This is a genomic window from Janthinobacterium sp. UMAB-60 (assembly GCF_900095235.1).
GTDB lineage: Bacteria > Pseudomonadota > Gammaproteobacteria > Burkholderiales > Burkholderiaceae_D > Janthinobacterium.
This window is the reverse complement of sequence record NZ_LT607483.1, coordinates 541,539-559,797: the sequence shown is the minus strand read 5'-3', so window position 1 is coordinate 559,797 and position 18,259 is coordinate 541,539. Positions and strand designations below refer to the sequence as shown.

At 61.0% G+C, this 18,259-nt stretch carries 17 protein-coding genes and 1 pseudogene; 11 read left to right on the top strand and 7 right to left on the bottom strand.

Annotated features, from left to right (window positions below; all coding sequences use genetic code 11):
• The first annotated feature begins 266 nt into the window (after window positions 1-266).
• The 3 genes from K0F86_RS05855 (at window position 267) to K0F86_RS05845 (ending at window position 3,737) form a co-directional block, all read left to right on the top strand.
• The gene (locus tag K0F86_RS05855) at window positions 267-1,559 is read left to right on the top strand and encodes a sensor histidine kinase (RefSeq protein ID WP_219133451.1); all 1,293 of its coding nucleotides are present in this window, start codon (window positions 267-269) and stop codon (window positions 1,557-1,559) included.
• 63 nt (window positions 1,560-1,622) lie between these two features.
• Window positions 1,623-2,381: a LytTR family DNA-binding domain-containing protein gene (locus K0F86_RS05850; protein ID WP_096234411.1), complete on the top strand. Its 759-nt coding sequence runs from the start codon at window positions 1,623-1,625 to the stop codon at window positions 2,379-2,381.
• 165 nt (window positions 2,382-2,546) lie between these two features.
• The gene (locus K0F86_RS05845) at window positions 2,547-3,737 is read left to right on the top strand and encodes a PAS domain-containing sensor histidine kinase (RefSeq protein WP_219133449.1); all 1,191 of its coding nucleotides are present in this window, start codon (window positions 2,547-2,549) and stop codon (window positions 3,735-3,737) included.
• A gap of 48 nt (window positions 3,738-3,785) precedes the next feature.
• On the opposite strand, the gene K0F86_RS05840 is transcribed toward K0F86_RS05845, so the two are convergent.
• From K0F86_RS05840 to K0F86_RS05830, 3 genes are all read right to left on the bottom strand, one after another.
• Entirely contained in the window at window positions 3,786-4,784 is a 999-nt protein-coding gene (locus tag K0F86_RS05840) for a porin (RefSeq protein ID WP_219133447.1), read from the bottom strand.
• Between the two features lie 195 nt (window positions 4,785-4,979).
• Window positions 4,980-5,630 (bottom strand): class I SAM-dependent methyltransferase, encoded by a 651-nt coding sequence (locus tag K0F86_RS05835; protein WP_141172200.1) that lies wholly within the window; start codon window positions 5,628-5,630, stop codon window positions 4,980-4,982.
• Between the two features lie 61 nt (window positions 5,631-5,691).
• Window positions 5,692-6,633, bottom strand: coding sequence for a CysB family HTH-type transcriptional regulator (locus K0F86_RS05830; RefSeq protein WP_071078844.1), 942 nt, complete (start codon window positions 6,631-6,633; stop codon window positions 5,692-5,694).
• Between the two features lie 160 nt (window positions 6,634-6,793).
• Here K0F86_RS05830 and K0F86_RS05825 point away from each other — a divergent pair, with 160 nt between their 5' ends.
• From K0F86_RS05825 to K0F86_RS05790, 8 genes and pseudogenes are all read left to right on the top strand, one after another.
• On the top strand, window positions 6,794-7,567 hold the full coding sequence (locus K0F86_RS05825; RefSeq protein WP_219133445.1) for a sulfite exporter TauE/SafE family protein: 774 nt from the start codon (window positions 6,794-6,796) through the stop codon (window positions 7,565-7,567).
• A gap of 69 nt (window positions 7,568-7,636) precedes the next feature.
• Window positions 7,637-9,325, top strand: a complete 1,689-nt coding sequence (locus tag K0F86_RS05820) for a nitrite/sulfite reductase (RefSeq protein ID WP_219133443.1) — start codon at window positions 7,637-7,639, stop codon at window positions 9,323-9,325.
• Complete coding sequence (locus tag K0F86_RS05815) at window positions 9,318-9,878, top strand: DUF934 domain-containing protein (protein WP_219133441.1); 561 nt, start codon at window positions 9,318-9,320, stop codon at window positions 9,876-9,878. Before K0F86_RS05820 ends, K0F86_RS05815 begins: the two co-directional genes overlap by 8 nt.
• Window positions 9,879-9,887: 9 nt before the next feature.
• Complete coding sequence (locus K0F86_RS05810; RefSeq protein ID WP_219133439.1) at window positions 9,888-10,604, top strand: phosphoadenylyl-sulfate reductase; 717 nt, start codon at window positions 9,888-9,890, stop codon at window positions 10,602-10,604.
• A 37-nt stretch (window positions 10,605-10,641) separates the two neighbouring features.
• Window positions 10,642-11,556 (top strand): annotated as a pseudogene (cysD, locus tag K0F86_RS05805) (sulfate adenylyltransferase subunit CysD); the annotation flags it as partial.
• Complete coding sequence (locus tag K0F86_RS05800) at window positions 11,556-12,875, top strand: sulfate adenylyltransferase subunit 1 (protein ID WP_219133437.1); 1,320 nt, start codon at window positions 11,556-11,558, stop codon at window positions 12,873-12,875. The pseudogene cysD and the gene K0F86_RS05800, both read left to right, overlap by 1 nt.
• Window positions 12,876-12,889: 14 nt before the next feature.
• A complete protein-coding gene (gene cobA / locus K0F86_RS05795) occupies window positions 12,890-13,654 on the top strand; it encodes a uroporphyrinogen-III C-methyltransferase (RefSeq protein ID WP_219133435.1) in 765 nt (254 codons plus the stop codon).
• Between the two features lie 251 nt (window positions 13,655-13,905).
• Complete coding sequence (locus tag K0F86_RS05790; RefSeq protein ID WP_219133433.1) at window positions 13,906-14,556, top strand: hypothetical protein; 651 nt, start codon at window positions 13,906-13,908, stop codon at window positions 14,554-14,556.
• Here the strand turns inward: K0F86_RS05790 and K0F86_RS05785 are convergent.
• From K0F86_RS05785 to lptF, 4 genes are read right to left on the bottom strand one after another with little or no spacing between them, the layout of a single operon-like run.
• Complete coding sequence (locus K0F86_RS05785) at window positions 14,553-15,527, bottom strand: Stealth CR1 domain-containing protein (protein ID WP_219133431.1); 975 nt, start codon at window positions 15,525-15,527, stop codon at window positions 14,553-14,555. The two genes, K0F86_RS05790 and K0F86_RS05785, sit on opposite strands and share 4 nt — an antisense overlap.
• Window positions 15,524-15,931, bottom strand: coding sequence for a sirohydrochlorin chelatase (locus tag K0F86_RS05780; protein WP_219133429.1), 408 nt, complete (start codon window positions 15,929-15,931; stop codon window positions 15,524-15,526). The genes K0F86_RS05785 and K0F86_RS05780 overlap by 4 nt, the downstream gene beginning before the upstream one ends.
• Window positions 15,931-17,100: an LPS export ABC transporter permease LptG gene (gene lptG, locus K0F86_RS05775; RefSeq protein ID WP_219133427.1), complete on the bottom strand. Its 1,170-nt coding sequence runs from the start codon at window positions 17,098-17,100 to the stop codon at window positions 15,931-15,933. The genes K0F86_RS05780 and lptG overlap by 1 nt, the downstream gene beginning before the upstream one ends.
• Entirely contained in the window at window positions 17,097-18,242 is a 1,146-nt protein-coding gene (lptF, locus tag K0F86_RS05770; protein ID WP_219133425.1) for an LPS export ABC transporter permease LptF, read from the bottom strand. The genes lptG and lptF overlap by 4 nt, the downstream gene beginning before the upstream one ends.
• Window positions 18,243-18,259 lie beyond the last annotated feature (17 nt).

Genomic DNA, 18,259 nt, shown 5'->3' with positions numbered 1-18,259 from the left:
CCCGCCTCACTCAGCATTTGCATGCATCGTTCAGCGAGGGGGCGAATTATAGCCGTGCCCCGCGCGCCCCGCAAGGGCTATTTTCTCGCCCTCTCCGCCCAGCAAGCCTTGTCTTCACTTCAAGCGCCTTTTTGTGCAGCCTGTCGCAATCGGCTGGCGTAGTTCGTGGTCTTTAGGCACAGTGGCAACATCAGACTCTGACGCTACTCAACAAGGGGTTAAACTTGCCCGCTGCGTCGATTAACTCTTGTACTTGAAAGTGCCCCATGCTTCCGATTTCCAGCCTGCCCCAATTGTTGAAAACCATTCTCGCCTGGTTGCAACGGGCATTCGACGCGACGACAACCTGGGTTACCCAACTGTCCTGGTGGAAATTTTTCCTGTTCGCGGCGCTGGCCCTGATCGCCGGCTCCATTTTGCAAGATGAGCTGTTCTCGTCCAGTCCGGACGAAGAAGTTGTCATCAAGTCGCATAAACGCAGCAGCAAGGGCACGGGTGATACCAATATCCTGATCGACGATACCGGCATCCATTTCAATCCCCGCAACAGCAAGAACCGGCGTAGCAGCACGGCCGACGCCGCCAACGATCCAGTCGATGCCGCCGAGGCGGACGCCCAAGCCAGTGCCGTGCCGCCTGAGCCGCCTCAACCACCGGCCGCCCCCGCCAAGCCCAGCTATCCAGTAACGACGAATGCTTCGGGCGAAGAAGTCCATATTGAACTGCCGCCACAAATCGGCGAAGAGCTGTCGAATGCCATCGAAGAAGCGGTCGATGATGCGGCGGAGCAAAAAGTGTCGCGCTACCATCAGCAAGCGTCCACCTGGTTCAAGAGTTTCGTGTCCTTGCTGGTGTTGGCCCTGTTCGCCATGAAAGCCCTGGTTGGCGGCAAGAAACGCGCCGAGGCGGAAACTGTCACCGCGAATGAGGCGGCCGAACGCGAATCCATGCAGCGCCAGCTCAGCGAAGCGAAGATGCAGATGATGCAGGCGCAAGTCGAGCCGCATTTCCTGTTCAATACGCTCGCTTCCGTCGAGCACCTGATCCAGGTCGATCCGCCGCGCGCAGCCAAGATGCAGCGCAGCCTGATCCAGTATCTGCGCGCCGTACTGCCGCAAATGCGCGACAACGCCCTGATTACCAACCTGGGCCGCGAAGCGGACATGGTGCAAGCGTACCTGAACCTGCTGAAAATGCGGATGGAGGAACGCCTGACCGTCGACTTCCAGATTCCCGATGGCCTGCGCAGCGCCGCCTTCCCGCCCATGATGCTGCAATCGATGGTGGAAAATGCCATCAAGCACGGACTGGAAGTCAAGCCGGAAGGCGGCACCCTGCGCATCGTGGCAGAAGTGGCGCATAGCAAGCTGCGCGTGATCGTCACCGATGACGGCCTGGGCTTTGGCGTGGTGCCCAGCGATGGCACGGGACTGGGTTTGCCCACCATCCGCGAACGCCTGAAGCTGCTGCATGGCGACCAGGGCAGCCTGACCATTACGCCAAATCAACCGTCCGGCGTGTGTGCCGTGATCGAAGTGCCATATCAGCTGTCTAAATAAGACAGTTGATAAAAACGCTAAATCATTGAATAATCAATCTTCGCTTGTTCACACTTGAGACCTATGCCTACCGCTATTATTGCCGACGACGAAAGACTGATGCGCGACCAGCTGCGCCTGCGCCTGGGCCAGGCCTGGCCCGAACTGGAAATCATCGGCGAAGCCAAGAATGGCGACGAAGCGATCGAACTGGTGGAGCAACTCAAGCCCGACTTTGCCTTCCTCGATATCCGCATGCCGGGCAAGACGGGCATGGAGGCGGCGCAAGTGATAGGCAGCAAGACGCATATCGTCTTCGTCACGGCCTACGACACCCACGCCGTCGAAGCCTTCGAGCGGGGCGCCGTCGATTATGTGCTCAAGCCGCCCGAGCATGAGCGCTTGCTGGTGACGGTGGAGCGCCTGAAAACGCACTTGAACAAGCCTGCGCTGGACGTCAACAGCAGCGTTACGGCCATGCTGTCGCAGCTGGCGGAAAAAATCACGGCCAAGCCCACCTATTTGCAATGGATACAGGCCAGCATCGGCCAGGACTTGCGCATGATCCCGGTGGAAGAGATTCTATTTTTCCGTTCGGATGAGAAATACACTTGCGTGCAAACCGCCAAGTACGAGGCACTGATCCGCAAGCCCGTGCGCGATCTGGCCGAAGAGCTCGATCCTGCGCTGTTCTGGCAAATCCACCGCGCCACCCTGGTCAACGTGAATGCCATCGAAGGCGTGACGCGCGACATCCGCGGCCGCCACCTGGTACTCATCAAAGGCAAATCCGACAAGCTCGAAGTGAGCCGCAGCTTCTTGCACCTGTTCAAGCAAATGTAAGTCGCCCGCCGCCGCCCGGCCCATGCCGGCGCGGCGCCTTGATCTCTTCCGCCCCCCTTCCTGCGCCACATCAAGCCACGCCGCCCCAACAGGCATAGGCTACATAAAGTCCAACTCCCCATCCCTGTCTTGCCTGCCTTCGTACACGTTCGCAAGGAGAATCCCATGCCCGACCGAGGCAGTCCCACACTGCTGCGCATCCTGCCGCTGGGCATGGCGGCGGCGCTATTGCTGTGCTTGTTTCCTCCGCTGAAAGCCCGCCGACAGCGGCAGGCGCGCGGGCAAGCCATCATCGACAGCGCCAGCGACGCCATCATCAGCATCGACAGCGGGCAATTCATCCTGCATGCGAACGCGGCGGCAGCCAGATTGTTCGACGACACGCCGGCCGGCATGCGCGGCATGCGCCTGGGCCACTATATCCTGCGCGACTTGCGCACCCTGGGCAGCCTGGGCAAGCACGAGGGCGACCCGCCGTTTGGCGACATCAGCCAGGAGCTGCGCCTGACGGGCCGGCGCGCCACCGACTACACCCTGACGGGACGGCGCAGCGATGGCGCCATGTTTCCCCTCGAAGGCTCGCTCTCGGCCATGCAGGAAGACGGCCATAGCGTATTTACCATCATCGTGCGCGATATCAGCGCGCGCCAGCAGATGCATGAACAGCTGGCCCGCTCCTTTTCGCAATTGCGTGAATTGTCGAGCGCTCTGCAATCCATCCGCGAAGAAGAGCGCAAACATATCGCGCGCGAACTGCATGATGACCTGGGGCAATTGCTAGCCACCTTGCGGGTCGACCTGACCCTGGTGCGCCAGCACTCGGACACCACCGCGCCGCTGCAAGCGTTGCTGCACAGCATGGACGGCTTGCTGGTGACGGCCATCACTTCGCTGCGGCGCATCGCCAGCAACCTGCGTCCGCGCGCGCTCGATGAAGGAGGCTTGTATTTCGCGCTGCAAAAATTGCGCCACGACTTCCTGTTGCGCCGCGCCATCCATTTTGACTTGCTGGCCGACGAGGCCGACCTCGTGCTCGACGACGCGCGCAGCACGGCCATCTACCGCATCGTGCAAGAAGCGCTGACGAATATCGCGCGCCATGCCGAGGCAAGCCACATCACCATCGCCCTGCACCGCATCGATTCCTCGCTGGCGATCACCATTCAGGATGACGGCCGCGGCATTGCCGAACATGACCTGGAAAAAGCCACGGCCTTGGGGCTGCTGGGCATGCGCGAGCGGGTGTGGGGCTTGAACGGCAGCATCCATATCGGCGCCGATAGCGAGCTGGGCGGCACGCGCATCGAAATCTCGCTGCCCATGCAGGCGGAAGTGATGGAAACAGCCATGTCATAACAAAAAAAGGCGCCCGCAGGCGCCTTTGTCGTGGCAAAAGACTTTTGCTTAGAACTTGTGGGTCATACCCAGCTGATACATCGATTTTTCGCTGAACTGGTCGCGGCCAGCATAGCCGTACACGGCAGTACGCTTCGACAGCGGGTAATCGTAGCCCAGGCCATAGGCCTTGGCCGTTTCCTTGCCGCTGACGGTCTTGCTGTCTTGCTTCTGCTTCACGTAGCTGACCTTGATGGCGCCGCCGCCGATGTCATAGGCCAGACCCAGCAGGTAGCTCTTGAATTCGCCGGTAACGGCGACATCGGTATCTGCTTTCGAGTAATCGACGGTGATTTTGGCAGGGCCAAATTTGTAACCGCCGCCGACGATCCACAGTTTCGGCTCAGCCGCTGCGTTGGCAGCGGACTGCACTTTCTTCTGGTAGCCGGCGTGTGCGCTCGCTGGACCTTGGTCATACGTGGCAACCACGCTGAAGCCCGAATCGGCATCCTTGATTTCGCTGGCGACGTATTGGCCGCTGACGACGAAACCGCTGAACGATGGGCTGTTGTAGGTCACGGCATTGCTGACGCGCGACACGCCCACGACCGATGTGCTCGGGATGGCTTGCGGGCCATTGGGCGACTGGCCGCCGCGCATGACTGGCTCATTGATCTTGCCGATGACGCCGTAGGTGTTGAATGGATCAACGCGTGCCAGGGTGCCATCGATCAGGTCCTTGGTACGGCCCAGGTAGACGGTACCGAAGTCACCGGTCAGGCCGACCCATGCCTGGCGATCAAACAGGGTATTGGCGGTCGCTTGCGCACCGGTGTCAGCCTTGAATTCGCTTTCCAGGTTGAAAATGGCTTTCAAGCCATTACCCAGATCTTCCGTGCCCTTGAAACCAATGCGCGATGCCTGATTTTCACGTTCCAGCAACGCAGCGCCCGTGGTCTTGGCAATGCCCAGATCGACCACGCCGTAGACGGTAACGTTCGATTGTGCTTGCGCCGTCGCTGCTGCGAAGGTACCGATGATCAATGCTGCCAGAGTAATTTTTTTCACTTGAGATTCTCTACATTAAGTTGGACAAGTTGAGCTGCTGCTGAGCTGCTTAGCTGCTGAACCGAATCATGCCCACGAAATACTTCAACAATATGACATCGACAAGATGTTGCTTTTTGACACAACACCGTGTTACATAAAAACAACAGACGAAAAAAAAACCGCCCGCAGGCGGCTTGTCTTGCCGTGCCGGCCTTACTTCAGGCGGCAGCTCAGCAGCCAGTAGTATTCCAGGCGCTTCATGCGGATTTCACGGGCCGAGTGGGCAAACTTCTTGCGCAGATGACTATCCGACGGGAAATTCTTCAGCACTTCATAGCGCTCGCCCGCATCCGTTGTGCGGAACTGGTGGGTATTGCCCAGCAAGTCAGTGCGCGCGATGACCGTGCTGCTGCCATCGACATAGGAATTGTCGATCAGCACCAGCAGGATGTCCTTGCCCAGCTTGTTGCGCAATTGCTTCAGGTATTTGTCCTGGTCTTCGCGCTTGACGTGCGACCACCAGAAACCGGCGAACACGGCCGTGAACTTGCCCAGCAGATCATCGGGCAAGTTGAATGCGTCGAGCTTGGCGAAGGTGACGTTGTCGGGCAAGCCGCGGGCCTGGGCCAGCGCCAGCATTTCATCGTTGATATCGGTGGCCAGCACGGACTCGGCCGACTCGGCGACCACTTCCGTCCAGTAGCCGGTACCACAGGCCAGTTCCAGCACGGTGTGGCCTTCCAGCACGTCGGCAACCTTGTCGCGCAACACTTCCAGGTCTTCCTGGCGTTCGGGCTTGTCATAGACGCGCTCGTACTGCTGCGCGATGGTGGCGTAATATTTGGCAAGCTGATCGGTAATCATTGTTTCTTCTCTTCTTAAATAATCTTGGCCAGACACATCGCCCGGCCGACTTCATGCATTGTTATAGTTCGTAGTGCTCTTTATCACCGCTCATCGCCTGCTCAATGAGCTTGCGGTTCAGGGTCGGCGTCAGCAACTCGATAAAGGTATAAATATAGCTGCGCAAATACGCGCCCTGCTTGACGGCCACGCGCGACACATTCATGCCGAACAGGTGGCCGACAGGGATGGAGCGCAAGCCTTTGTCGCGTTCGGCATCAAAGGCCATACCCGCTATGATACCAATCCCCATGCCCAACTCGACATAAGTCTTGATGACGTCAGCATCAATGGCTTCCAGCAAGATGTCCGGTTTCAGGCCGCGCAGCACGAAAGCGTGGTCGATCTTGTTGCGTCCGGCAAACGCGCTGTCATAGGTAATCAGGGGGAAAGCGGCGATTTCTTCCAGGGTCACGGACTTCGATTTGAGCAGCGGATGGTCGACCGGCACCACCACCACGTGCTCCCATTGATAGCAGGGCAAGGTAATCAGGCCATCGATGGCGGCGATCGATTCCGTGGCGATGGCAAGATCGGCCTGGTCGCGCTGCACCATCTCGGCGATCTGGCGTGGGTTGCCTTGCAGCAAAGACAAGCGTACCTTGGGGAACTTCAGCATGAAGGCTTGCACCACCTTGGGCAAGGTGTAGCGCGCCTGCGTATGCGTGGTGGCAATGGTAAAGCTGCCGCTGTCCTGCGCCGCGAACTCCTTGCCGATGCGCTTCATGCTGTCGATTTCCTGCATGATCAGCTCGACCGATTCCAGCACCAGGCGGCCCGGCTCCGTCAAGCCGCGGATGCGCTTGCCGTGGCGTGTAAAAATATCCACACCCAACTCTTCCTCCAGCTCGATGATGGCTTTCGATACGCCAGGTTGCGACGTAAACAAGGCCTTGGCGGCGTCCGTCAGGTTATAGTTCTGACGGACCGCTTCGCGCACGAAGCGCAGTTGATGGAGATTCATTGCTGGTTTGCCCTAGATTGCCGTAATTTGCCGAGTTTCCGCCCCACCCATGATTTTGCGTTCATGCATATACGCATATCGCATATAAGCAAATGCGTACTAAGTAGTTTGGAATAAACACTAAGTTTATTACTATTGCGGGTACTTTGGGGGTGCAAGCATGACTTTGTCTTATATAGTCTCAGGATTTGCCGTAGGATTACTCGTAGGAATGACCGGCGTGGGCGGCGGCTCGCTGATGACGCCGCTGTTAACCCTGCTGTTTGGCGTGCCGCCCTCCGTGGCCGTGGGCACCGACCTGGCGTTCGCCTCGATCACCAAGAGCGCCGGCACCCTGACACACCGCCTGCGTGGCACCATCCGCTGGGATATCGTCAAGCGCCTGTGCATCGGCGCCCTGCCTGCCGCCGTCGTGTCGACCCTGGCGCTCAAATCATTTGGCACGCTGTCGCCGGAAATCGGCCAGATCATCCGTTACTCGATCGCCGGCTCCGTGCTGCTGACCGTGGTCGCGCTGGTCTTCAAGGGCCGCATGCTGACGTGGATCAACGCCCACCCTGAGAAACAATTACAAGGCAACAAGCTTGCCGCCGCGACCATCATTTCAGGCGTCGTGCTGGGCACGCTGGTCACGATCTCGTCGATCGGCGCCGGCGCCATCGGCGCCACCTTGCTGGTGATGCTGTATCCACGCATGAGCTCGGCCGAAGTGGCGGGCACCGATATCGCCTACGCCGTGCCCCTGACGGCCATCGCCGCCCTGGGCCACTGGTGGCTCGGTTCCATCCACTGGGAATTGCTGGCCTCGCTGCTGGTCGGCTCCCTGCCCGGCATCACGCTCGGTTCCTGGGTCGCGCGCTCCGTGCCGGAAAAGTTTTTAAGAGTGCTGCTGGCGATGACCTTGACCGGCGTGGCAATAAAGCTAATCTATTAAAGACAAGAGCAGTATCCAGAACATCATCCCAGGCAGTCTTCCAGTACCCCGGCTTTTTTAGGAATTGATATGTACCATTACGATCAGTACGACCACCTCATCATCAAAGAGCGCATCGCCCAGTACCGAGACCAGGTTGCGCGCCGTATCGCCAATGAACTGACGGAAGAGGAATTCATCCCGCTGCGCCTGCAAAACGGCCTGTACATGCAACGTCACGCCTACATGCTGCGCATCGCCGTGCCGTACGGCTTGCTGTCGTCGACACAGATGCGCATGTTCGCGCACATCGCGCGCAAGTATGACCGCGGCTATGGCCATTTCACCACGCGCCAGAACATCCAGTTCAACTGGATCGAGCTGGAACAGACGCCCGATATCCTGACCGACCTGGCTTCCGTGGAAATGCACGCGATCCAGACGTCCGGCAACTGTATCCGTAATACAACATCGGACCCGTACGCCGGTGTCGCCGCCGATGAAATCATCGATCCGCGCCCGTACGCGGAAGTGTTGCGCCAGTGGAGCACCTTCCACCCCGAGTTCATCGCCCTGCCGCGCAAATTCAAGGTCGCCATCAATGGCGCCGAGCAAGACCGCGCCGCCATCGCCGTGCACGACATCGGCTTGACGGCCGTGCGCAACGCCGCTGGCGAGGTGGGCTTCAAGGTGATGGCGGGCGGCGGCATGGGCCGCACGCCGATCCTGGGCAGCGTCGTACGCGACTTCCTGCCATGGCAGCATTTGCTGACGTACATCCAGGCCATCATGCGCGTGTACAACCTGCACGGCCGCCGCGACAACAAATACAAGGCGCGCATCAAGATTCTGTTGAAAGCCATCGGCGTGGAAGAATTCACGCGCCAGGTGGAAGCGGAATGGGTCGATTTGAAGGATGGCCCGGAAACATTGACGACCGAGGAAATGCAGCGCGTGGCGGACTTTTTCAATCCGCCCGCCTACCTTGCCCTGCCGGAACTCGACTACAAGGCCGAACATGCGGACAACAAGGCGTATGTGAACTGGCTGGCGCGCAACGTCAAGCCACACCAGCGCCCCGGCTATGTGGCCGTGGTGCTGTCGCTCAAAAAAACGGGCGTGCCACCGGGCGACGCGACGGCCGAGCAGATCGACTTCGCGGCGGATCTCTCCGACCGCTACAGCTTTGGCGAACTGCGCGTGACGCATGAGCAAAACCTGGTGCTGGCCGACGTGGAGCAATCGAAACTGTTCAAGCTGTGGCAGGAAGCCAAGGCGCACGGCCTGGCCACGCCGAACATCGGCTTGCTGACGGACATGATCTGCTGCCCCGGTGGCGATTTCTGCTCGCTGGCGAACGCCAAGTCGCTGCCGATCGCGGCCGCCATCGCGGAACGCTTCGACAGCATCGACTTCCAGCACGACATCGGCGAGATCGAACTGAATATTTCCGGCTGCATCAATGCCTGCGGCCACCATCACGTGGGCAGCATCGGCATCCTCGGCGTCGACAAGGATGGCAGCGAATGGTATCAAGTGTCGATCGGCGGCGCGCAAGGCAACAACGCCGCCATCGGCAAGATCATCGGACCATCGTTCTCTTCCCTGCAGATGCCTGAAGTCATCGGCCGCCTGCTGCACGTCTACGTGCGCGACCGCCACGAAGGCGAGCGCTTCGTCGATACGGCCCAGCGCCTGGGCCTGGCGCCGTTCAAGGAACACGTATATGCAACGCCGATCACGGTCGGCAACCTGGTGGGAGAAGACGAATATGTTTGAAGTACGCGAAGAAATCATCAAGAACGCCGCCGTGGTGCCAAATACCTGGGGCTTGCTGCGCCTCGATGAGGGCGAGACGCCGGAAACGGTGGTCGTGCCTGCAGGCAAGGTCATCGTGCCGCTGACCGTGTGGCAAGCCCAGCGCGACACCCTGCTGGCGCGCCTGCCCGACATCGGCGTCTGGCTGGCCAGCGACGAGCGCCCGGAAGAACTGGCCGCCGACGTGGCGCAACTGCCCGTCATCGGCGTGGACTTTCCGAAATTCACGGATGGCCGCGGCTATTCCATCGCCTTCAACCTGCGCGCCCGCCTGGGTTTCCAGGGTGAATTGCGCGCCATCGGCGATGTGCTGCGCGACCAGCTGTTCTCCATGCACAGGGTAGGCTTTGACGCCTATGCCACCCGGCCCGACCGCAGCATCCATGACGCTTTAAAAGGTTTGTCCGTCTTTTCGGAAACCTACCAGGCGTCGTGGGATCAAAAATCGCCGCTGTTCCGCCGCCACCAGCGCGAAGGCCAGAATCCTGACCTCGACAACGCGGCCGGCATCTGAGGACCAAGCATGAGCAATTTGACTTCTTTGATTGACGCCACCGGGCAAACGCTGACACGCATCGCGGCGGAATTTTCGCCGGCCGTGTTCGCCTCCAGCCTGGCAGCCGAAGACATGGTGCTGACCGACATGATTCTCAAGGCAAAGCTGCCCATCGGCATCTTTTCCCTGGAAACGGGCCGGCTGCACCAGGAAACCCTGGCCGTGCTCGACAAGGTCAAGGCCCGCTACGACCACGACATCACCCTGTACCGCCCGCAGCCCGCAGCGGTGGCCGCCTACGTGGAACAGAACGGTCTCAACGCGTTTTATGACAGCGTCGAGATGCGCCGCGAATGCTGCCGCATCCGCAAGGTCGAGCCGCTGGGCCGCGCCCTGGCCGGCAACAAGGCCTGGGTCACGGGCCAGCGCCGCGCGCAGTCCACCACGCGCGCCGAACTGCATGTGCAGGAAGACGATCCGGCGCACGCGATGACGAAATTTAATCCGCTGGCCGACTGGTCCGAGCAGGATGTGTGGGACTATATCCGTGCCAACGACGTGCCCTACAACGCGCTGCACGACCAGGGCTACCCGTCCATCGGCTGCGAACCGTGCACGCGGGCCGTCCAGCCGGGCGAAGATGTGCGCGCCGGACGCTGGTGGTGGGAAAATCCGGATTCCAAGGAATGCGGCCTGCACATGGTGGACGGTAAGTTGATACGCATCAAATCCGTGGCAGCCTGAACAGACACAACAGACTCAGCAGAACAAGAAAGCATCCTATATGAGCAATATTTTGAACCAGCGTCACCTCGACAGCCTTGAATCGGAAGCCATCCACATCCTGCGCGAAGTGGCGGCCGAATCGGCCAATCCCGCGCTGCTGTTTTCCGGCGGCAAGGATTCCGTCGTCCTGCTGCGTTTGGCCGAAAAAGCCTTCCGTCCAGGCAAATTTCCATTCCCGCTCGTGCATATCGACACGGGCCACAACTTCCCGGAAGTCATCACGTTCCGCGACAAGAAAGTGGCCGAACTGGGCGAACGCCTGATCGTCGGCTCCGTGGAAGACTCGATCCAGCGCGGCACCGTGCGCCTGCGCAACCCGGCCACGGATTCGCGCAATGCGGCGCAAGCCGTGACCTTGCTGGAAACGATCGCCGAACATAAATTTGACGCCTGCATCGGCGGCGCGCGCCGCGATGAAGAAAAGGCCCGCGCCAAGGAACGCATCTTTTCCTTCCGCGACGAATTCGGCGCCTGGGACCCGAAAGCCCAGCGCCCGGAACTGTGGGACCTGTATAACACGCGCGTGCATCCCGGTGAAAACATGCGCGTCTTCCCCATCTCGAACTGGACGGAACTGGACGTGTGGCAATACATTGCCCGCGAAAAGCTGGAATTGCCGCCGATCTACTTTGCCCACGAGCGTCAGGTGATCCCGCGCAACGGTTTATTGGTGCCGCTGACGGACCTGACGCCGCCGCGCGAAGGCGAAACGGTGGAAACGCAAGTCGTGCGCTTCCGCACGGTGGGCGACATTTCGTGCACCTGCCCCGTCTCGTCCGATGCGGCGACGGTCGACGCCATCATCGCCGAAACGGCAATCACGCAAATCACGGAACGGGGCGCCACCCGCATGGATGACCAGACTTCCGAAGCCTCGATGGAAAAACGCAAGAAAGCAGGGTATTTCTAATGAACGCAGCAATCTCCAGCACCACTCTCACCGACAGCGTTGAACGCGGCATGTTGCGCTTTATCACGGCCGGTTCCGTCGATGACGGCAAGAGCACCCTGATCGGCCGTTTGCTGTTCGACAGCAAGGGCATCTTCGCCGACCAGCTCGACGCCATGTCGCGCTCCAAGCACAAGCGCACGGTGGGCGACACGGTCGACCTGTCGCTGCTGACGGACGGCCTGGAAGCGGAACGCGAACAAGGCATCACCATCGACGTGGCCTACCGTTATTTCGCCACGCCGAAACGCAAGTTCATCATCGCCGACACGCCGGGCCATGAACAGTACACGCGCAACATGGTCACGGGCGCCTCGACGGCCGACGCCGTCATCATCCTGATCGACGTGTCGAAAGTCAAACTCGGTGACGATGGCAGCGTGGAATTGCTGATCCAGACCAAGCGCCATTCGACGATTGCCCATTTGCTGCAGATCGAGCACGTGGTCGTCGCCGTCAACAAGATGGACCTGGTCGACTACGATGAAACGGTCTATAACCGCATCGTCGCCGCCTACCGCGAGTTCGCCCAGTCGCTGGGTCTGAAGGACATCACGCCGATTCCATTGTCGGCCTTGACGGGCGACAACGTCGTCGAACGCGGCGACAAGCTGGGCTGGTACACGGGCCCGACCCTGATCGAGCTGCTTGAATCCTTGTCCGTGTACGACGAATCGCACGACACGCCATTCCGCTTCCCGGTGCAACTGGTGGCGCGCCACAATGGCCATGAAGCAAACGATTTCCGCGGCTACATGGGCCGCATCGAGGCGGGCAAGGTCAGCATCGGCGACACCCTCGTGGTGCAGCCGTCTGGCCAGACGGCAACAGTCAAGGATATCGTCACACTGGACGGCTCGCTGCCGACGGCCGTGGTAGGCCAGTCCGTCACCTTGCTGCTGAATGAATACCTCGATATCTCGCGCGGCGACTTGCTGGCTGGAGCAGACCGCCCCGCCACCCTGCTGAAACAGGTGGTGGCCGACGTATGCTGGCTGTCGGAAGACGCGCTGGATCTGCGCCGCAAATACTGGATCAAGCACGGCACCAGGCAGACGGCGGCCAAAGTGACGGCGATCGACTCGATCCTCGACATCAATACGCAGCAGCGCCATCCTGCCGAAGGCTTGAAGCTGAACGACATCGCGCGCATCAGCCTGAACGTGCAGCAGGCGCTGGCGGCTGACGCGTATGCCGATATCCGCGCCACCGGGGCGTTTATCCTGATCGATGAAGTGACCCACCAGACGGTCGCCGCGGGCATGATCCGTTTCGACTAAGGAAGGCAAGCACCATGAACAACTCCACATCTCTTCCTGGCAAGGTCTACCTGATCGGTGCCGGCCCCGGCGCGCAAGACCTGATGACCTTGCGCGGCGCGCGCCTGCTGGCGCAGGCCGACGTCGTGCTGCACGACGCGCTGGTGACAAGCGAGATGCTGGAGTTGTGCCCGCAGGCGCAAAAGATCCTGGTCGGCAAGCGCTGCGGCCAGTTGTCGACGGCACAAGCCTTCATCAACAAGCAACTGGTCGACAACGCGCGCAAGCATGCCGTCGTGGTGCGCCTGAAAGGGGGCGACCCCATGCTGTTCGGCCGTGCCGACGAAGAGCTGCGGGCGCTGGAAGAAGCGGGCATCGCCGTCGAAGTGGTGCCCGGCATTACCACGGCCCTGGCGGCGGCCGCCGCCACCTTGCAACCGCTGACCAAGCGGGGCGTGTCGCGCAGCGTGGCCTTCTTTACCTCCAGCACGGCGCCGGGCGAACCGGAGCAGACGCGCATTCCCGACTGCGACACCTTGGTGCAATACATGGGCGGACGCGAAGCCATCGCCACGGCGCAGCGCCTGCTGGCCCTGGGCCGCCGGGCCGACACGCCCGTGGTGGTGATTGAAAACTGCAGCCGCCCGGACCAGCGCATCGTGCGCCTGACGCTGAGCGCCCTGGCGCATGGCCTGGGCGACACGCACGGTCCCGTGCTGGTGATGCTGGGCGACGCCATGGCCACGCGCGCGCACCAGGCCATCGAAGATGAGGCTGCTGTTCTGGCGCGCCATGCCTGAATAAATACACCGTATTTTACCGACTTTAAAGTCAGTAACCGACGTCTTCAAAAGAAACATGATACGATGCTCACGCATCTTTTCTCGAGAAGTTATTGCGTAACAGCAATGAAATTCCCGCTACACCCCGCCATAGCGCTTGCTGTGCGGCCTCCCCGTTAACGGGAACCGCGCAGCAGTCTCCCCGAAAAAAGCTGCGCCCGCAGGCTGCAATACCGCCGCCGCGCAACTTTAGCCGTTACGATCCAACCATGAATTTCACTTCCATGCGCGAAGCCCTGACTTCGCTCAGCCGCAGCAATGCCGGCGTCGCCAGCGCAGTACTCCTGAGCATGGCAGCCTCCATCGCCCTGTGGACGGTGTTTCCGAATATCGACGATGAAAACCATTTATTGGAATGGCTGCAGGCGCTGTTCCTGGCCCTGGCCTGCACCGTGCACGGCGTGCGCGCATGGCAAGAGCCTGACCGCCAGTCCTTGCGTTTCCTCATGCATGCGGGCTTGTCGGCCCTGCTGTTCGGCTTCCTGCTGCGCGAACTCGATATCGACCAGTTCGGCACGGCCCCCGCCTGGGCACAGCTTGAAAAAGCCTTGCGCGTGATGGAATTACTGATCCTGATACGCCTGCTGATTTTCTTCGCGCCGCGCGCGCGCAAGGTGTTTGCCGCGGCGCCGCGGATTTTCAGCATGCGCATCACCATCCTGACAGCCATCGGCGGCTTGCTGATGGTCGCTGGCTGGCCTTTCGACAAGAAGGTATTTCACGGCATGCCGGACGCTTACGCGCTGCTGGGCGAGGAAGTACTCGAACTGGGCGCCTATTTGCTGCTGTTCCTCGCGTCGCTGTCCGACACCACGGCCGCCGCCCGCATCAGCCTGGCGCCAAACAAAAAAGCGGCTTAAACGCCTTCGAATGAGGATGGCAGCGGCAGCAGCCGCTGCAAGGTCGCGGCCACGCGCAGCAGGCGCGGGTCGTCGTCCTCGGCCTCGTCGCAGGTATCGTTGATGCAGAAAAACGGCAAGCTGCCGAAACGCGCCGCCAGCTCCTCCAGCTGCTGCGGCGCCTCCACATCGCCGCTGGCGATATGCAGCGGGTCGAGCATGTGCGACCGCGCCAGCCCCTGATGCACCATCCAGCGCGGCACCAGGTCGGGCAGCAATGCCGGCACCTGCCACGAGCGAAACACCGTCGCGCGCACGCCGGCAAACATGGCCGGTGCCAGCCCTTCCAGTGCATGCAGCGCGCTTTTCAGCATGGGCCGCGGCGCATGCGCATACAGGCGCGGTTCATGCCGGTAATCGGCGTACTGCGCCGACAGCCATTGCCGCGACAGGGTGGCGCAATTGACGGGTGCCGCCACGTCGGCGCGCAAGCCCTGCAAATCGGGCTGCAGCGCGCTCTCCGTAAACACGCTCAGACGCCCCTCCCCTTCATCGCCAAACCAGAATGCGGGCTCGAACGGCGCGCCAAAAAAAACGTCGTCGTTCAAGTACAGGAAGCGTTCGGACAAACCAGGAATATGGTGCAGGTACGATTCGATATGGCCGGAATCGAACACGGGCAGGGATGCATCGGGCATCAGGCTGGCATGGTCGATCACCGTCAGGCGCGGTGAGGCGCGCAGCCAGTGGGGCACTTGCCGGTCCGTCAGCAGGTAGATGTGTCCGTGGCCGGGGAAGAAGCGCTCGAGCGCGCGCAGGTTGTAGCGCAGTTCGCCGTTGTCGCGGTAGCGCCCCGCCACGTTGCCGTGCAAGGCCAGCTGGCCGGGATGCGCCTGCGCCCAGGCGGCATAGGCGTGCCGCCGGCGCGTGCGCCATGCGGGATCGGCGCCGTCAACCCACAGGTAGACGATGTCGATGTCGATGCCGTTCAAGGCAGGGCGCTGGAGCCTGGCGCCGCCACGCAGTAATCGGCGATGGCGGCCAGTACGCTGGCGTTCTCGCCCACCGCCTCGACCACCTTCAGGCGCAGTGCCGGATGCCGCTGACGCAGCTCTTCCAGCAACAGCGGCAAGTCGCGCAGCACATGCCCGCCCTGCCCCAGGAACACGGGCACCACCGTGACATCGAGGATGGCACCGGCGGGCAGTTCGGACAGCAGGGTCGCCACCAGTTCGGGCAGGCGCGGCGTCATCAGCTCCAGGAAGGCCAGATGCACGCTGGTGCCGGGCATGCGCGCCTGGCTCAGGTCGCGCAGGCGCTCGAATGGGGCGGCCCACGATGCGGCGCGCGCGCCATGGGCAAACAAGATCAGTGCCTGTTGCACGTTCGTCTCCATCAGTGCCGCTCCACCCACCACAGGGCGCCCAGCGCCAGCAGCAGATACAGGGTGCTCGGCGCCACCGCCGTCAGGAAGGCCGGCCAGGTGCTGAGCAGCCCAAGATGCGAAAACAGGGTGTTGACCAGCATGAAGCTCACGCCGATCATGATGCCGATGAAGATCTTCAGGCTGATGCCGCCGCTGCGCGTGTGCATGTAGGCGAACGGCAGCGCCAGCGCCATCAACACGAAGATGGCCAGCGGATCGATCAGCTTTTTCCAGAAGGCGATGCGGAAGCGTTCCGTTTCCTGCTTGTTCTCGGCCAGGTGGCGCGTGTACACGGCCAGTTCGCTGGCCGACATGCGCTCGGGATCGGAAGCCGACACCGTCAGAATCTTCGGCGTCACTTCCGACGTCATGTCCTTGCTGGCGCTCTGCACCGTGCGCACCAGGCTCGTTTCCTGCCCATAGTAGTTCGTCAGCTTCGGTTCGAAGCCGGGCGAGGTCGCCGCGCTGTTCGAGAACGAGGTTTCCGTCACATCGGTCAGGCGCCAGATGTTATTGCCCTGATACGTCGCCCCCTTGGCCACGGTCAGGGTGCGCAAACGCATATCGGTATCAAATTCATACAGCTTGACGTTTTTCAGCTGGCCGTCGGGACGCGCTTCGCCCACATTGAAAAAGCGCGAACCGGTGACGGTGCCCGTCAGGCCGTCGCTCTTGACCATGTCCTTGGTCCACAGGCCCGAGCGAAACTCGCTCGACACGGCCGCGCCGCGCGAAGTGAGCTTGAGGCGTTCGGCCAGCGGCTCGGTGCGCGGCGTGATCAGCTCACCAAAGATGAAGGTAATGACGACGAAGACGATACCGATGCGGAACAGGAAACCGGCCGCCATCGCCGTCGACATGCTCGAAGCGCGCATGATGGTAAATTCGGAGCTGGCCGCAAACTGCGCCATCGTGTAGATCGTGCCGATCAGTGCCGCAATCGGCATCACCTCGTACACATGCCCCGGCACCAGCACCAGCACATACAGGAAGGCATACTGGATGGTGTAGCCGTTGCGGCCCACCTTGGGCAGTTCGCCCGTCAAGTCGATGAAGGCTTGCAGTGCCAGGAAGGCCAGCAGCACGAACAGCACCGCCTGGAATATCGAGACCGCAAAATAGCGCTGTAAAATCTTCATTTCGATGCCGCTTTACTTGGTTTGCCGGCGCGGCGCGCACGCTTGAAGGACGCCAGCAGGACCAGCGGATGATAGCGGTGATTCACATTCAAACGCCATGCAAACAGCGCCACCACGGCCAGTGCCGCCAGCAGGTGCAGCGGCCACCAGGCCAGACCGAATGTCAGGCGCCCCTGTTTCACGCTCGCTTCGACGACCTTGATAAGGTTGCTATACGTAAAGAAAATCAGCAGGGCCACGATCAGGTTGGCCGAACTGCCGGCGCGCGGATTGACAAAGCCCAGCGGAATGGCCAGCAGGATCAGCATCAGGCCGATCATGGGCGCACTGACGCGCCACAGCAATTCGGCCATGGTGTAGGGATTCGGATCGGCGATGAGCGCCATGGTGCTCATGGCGCGCACGCCCAGTTCCGCGCCCGGTTCCTGCTGCTTGCTCTCGATGCGCATGATGTACTGCTCGAATTCCATGGTCTGGAAGTCCGCCTGCGTCGGCACGCCCTGGTAGCGGCGGCCGCTCTTGAGCACCAGGAAGCGTTCGCCCTTGGCGTCGGTATTGATCACGCCTTCCTTGGCGACGACGACGACGGCGCTGCCTTTTTCATCGACGGTATTGACGAAGACGTTCTGCACCACGTTCTTCTCGCCGCTGACGCCCTCGACGAAAAAGATGCGGTTGCTGCCGGCCGATTCGCGGAACTGGCCCGGCGTGACTTTCTGCAGGTCTTCGCGCTTTTCAAAGCGCGCCACATATTCATCGCTTTTCTTTTGCGCCCACGGCGTGGCATACAGGCTCAGGATGCCGGTGGCCAGCACCAGCGGCAGGCCGAAGCTGAGCACGGGCCAGATCCAGCGCGACAGGCTCAGGCCCGAGGCGAACCACACCACCATCTCCGACTCCTTGTAGCTGCGCGTGACGACCATCAGCACCGAAATGAAACCGGTAAGGATGATGATGGTGGGCAGCTGCATCAGGGCGGAAAAAACCATCAGCGACATGACGTCGGACGACGCAATCTTGCCGCCCGCCGCCTTGCCGAGAATACCGATCAGCATCCAGGTGAGCAGGATGCTGAACAAAACAGTGAAGGTGGCCCCGGCGGCACTAGCCAATTCACGTCGAAGGGCGCGTTGAAAGATCATTCGGAGTTTATAATTCG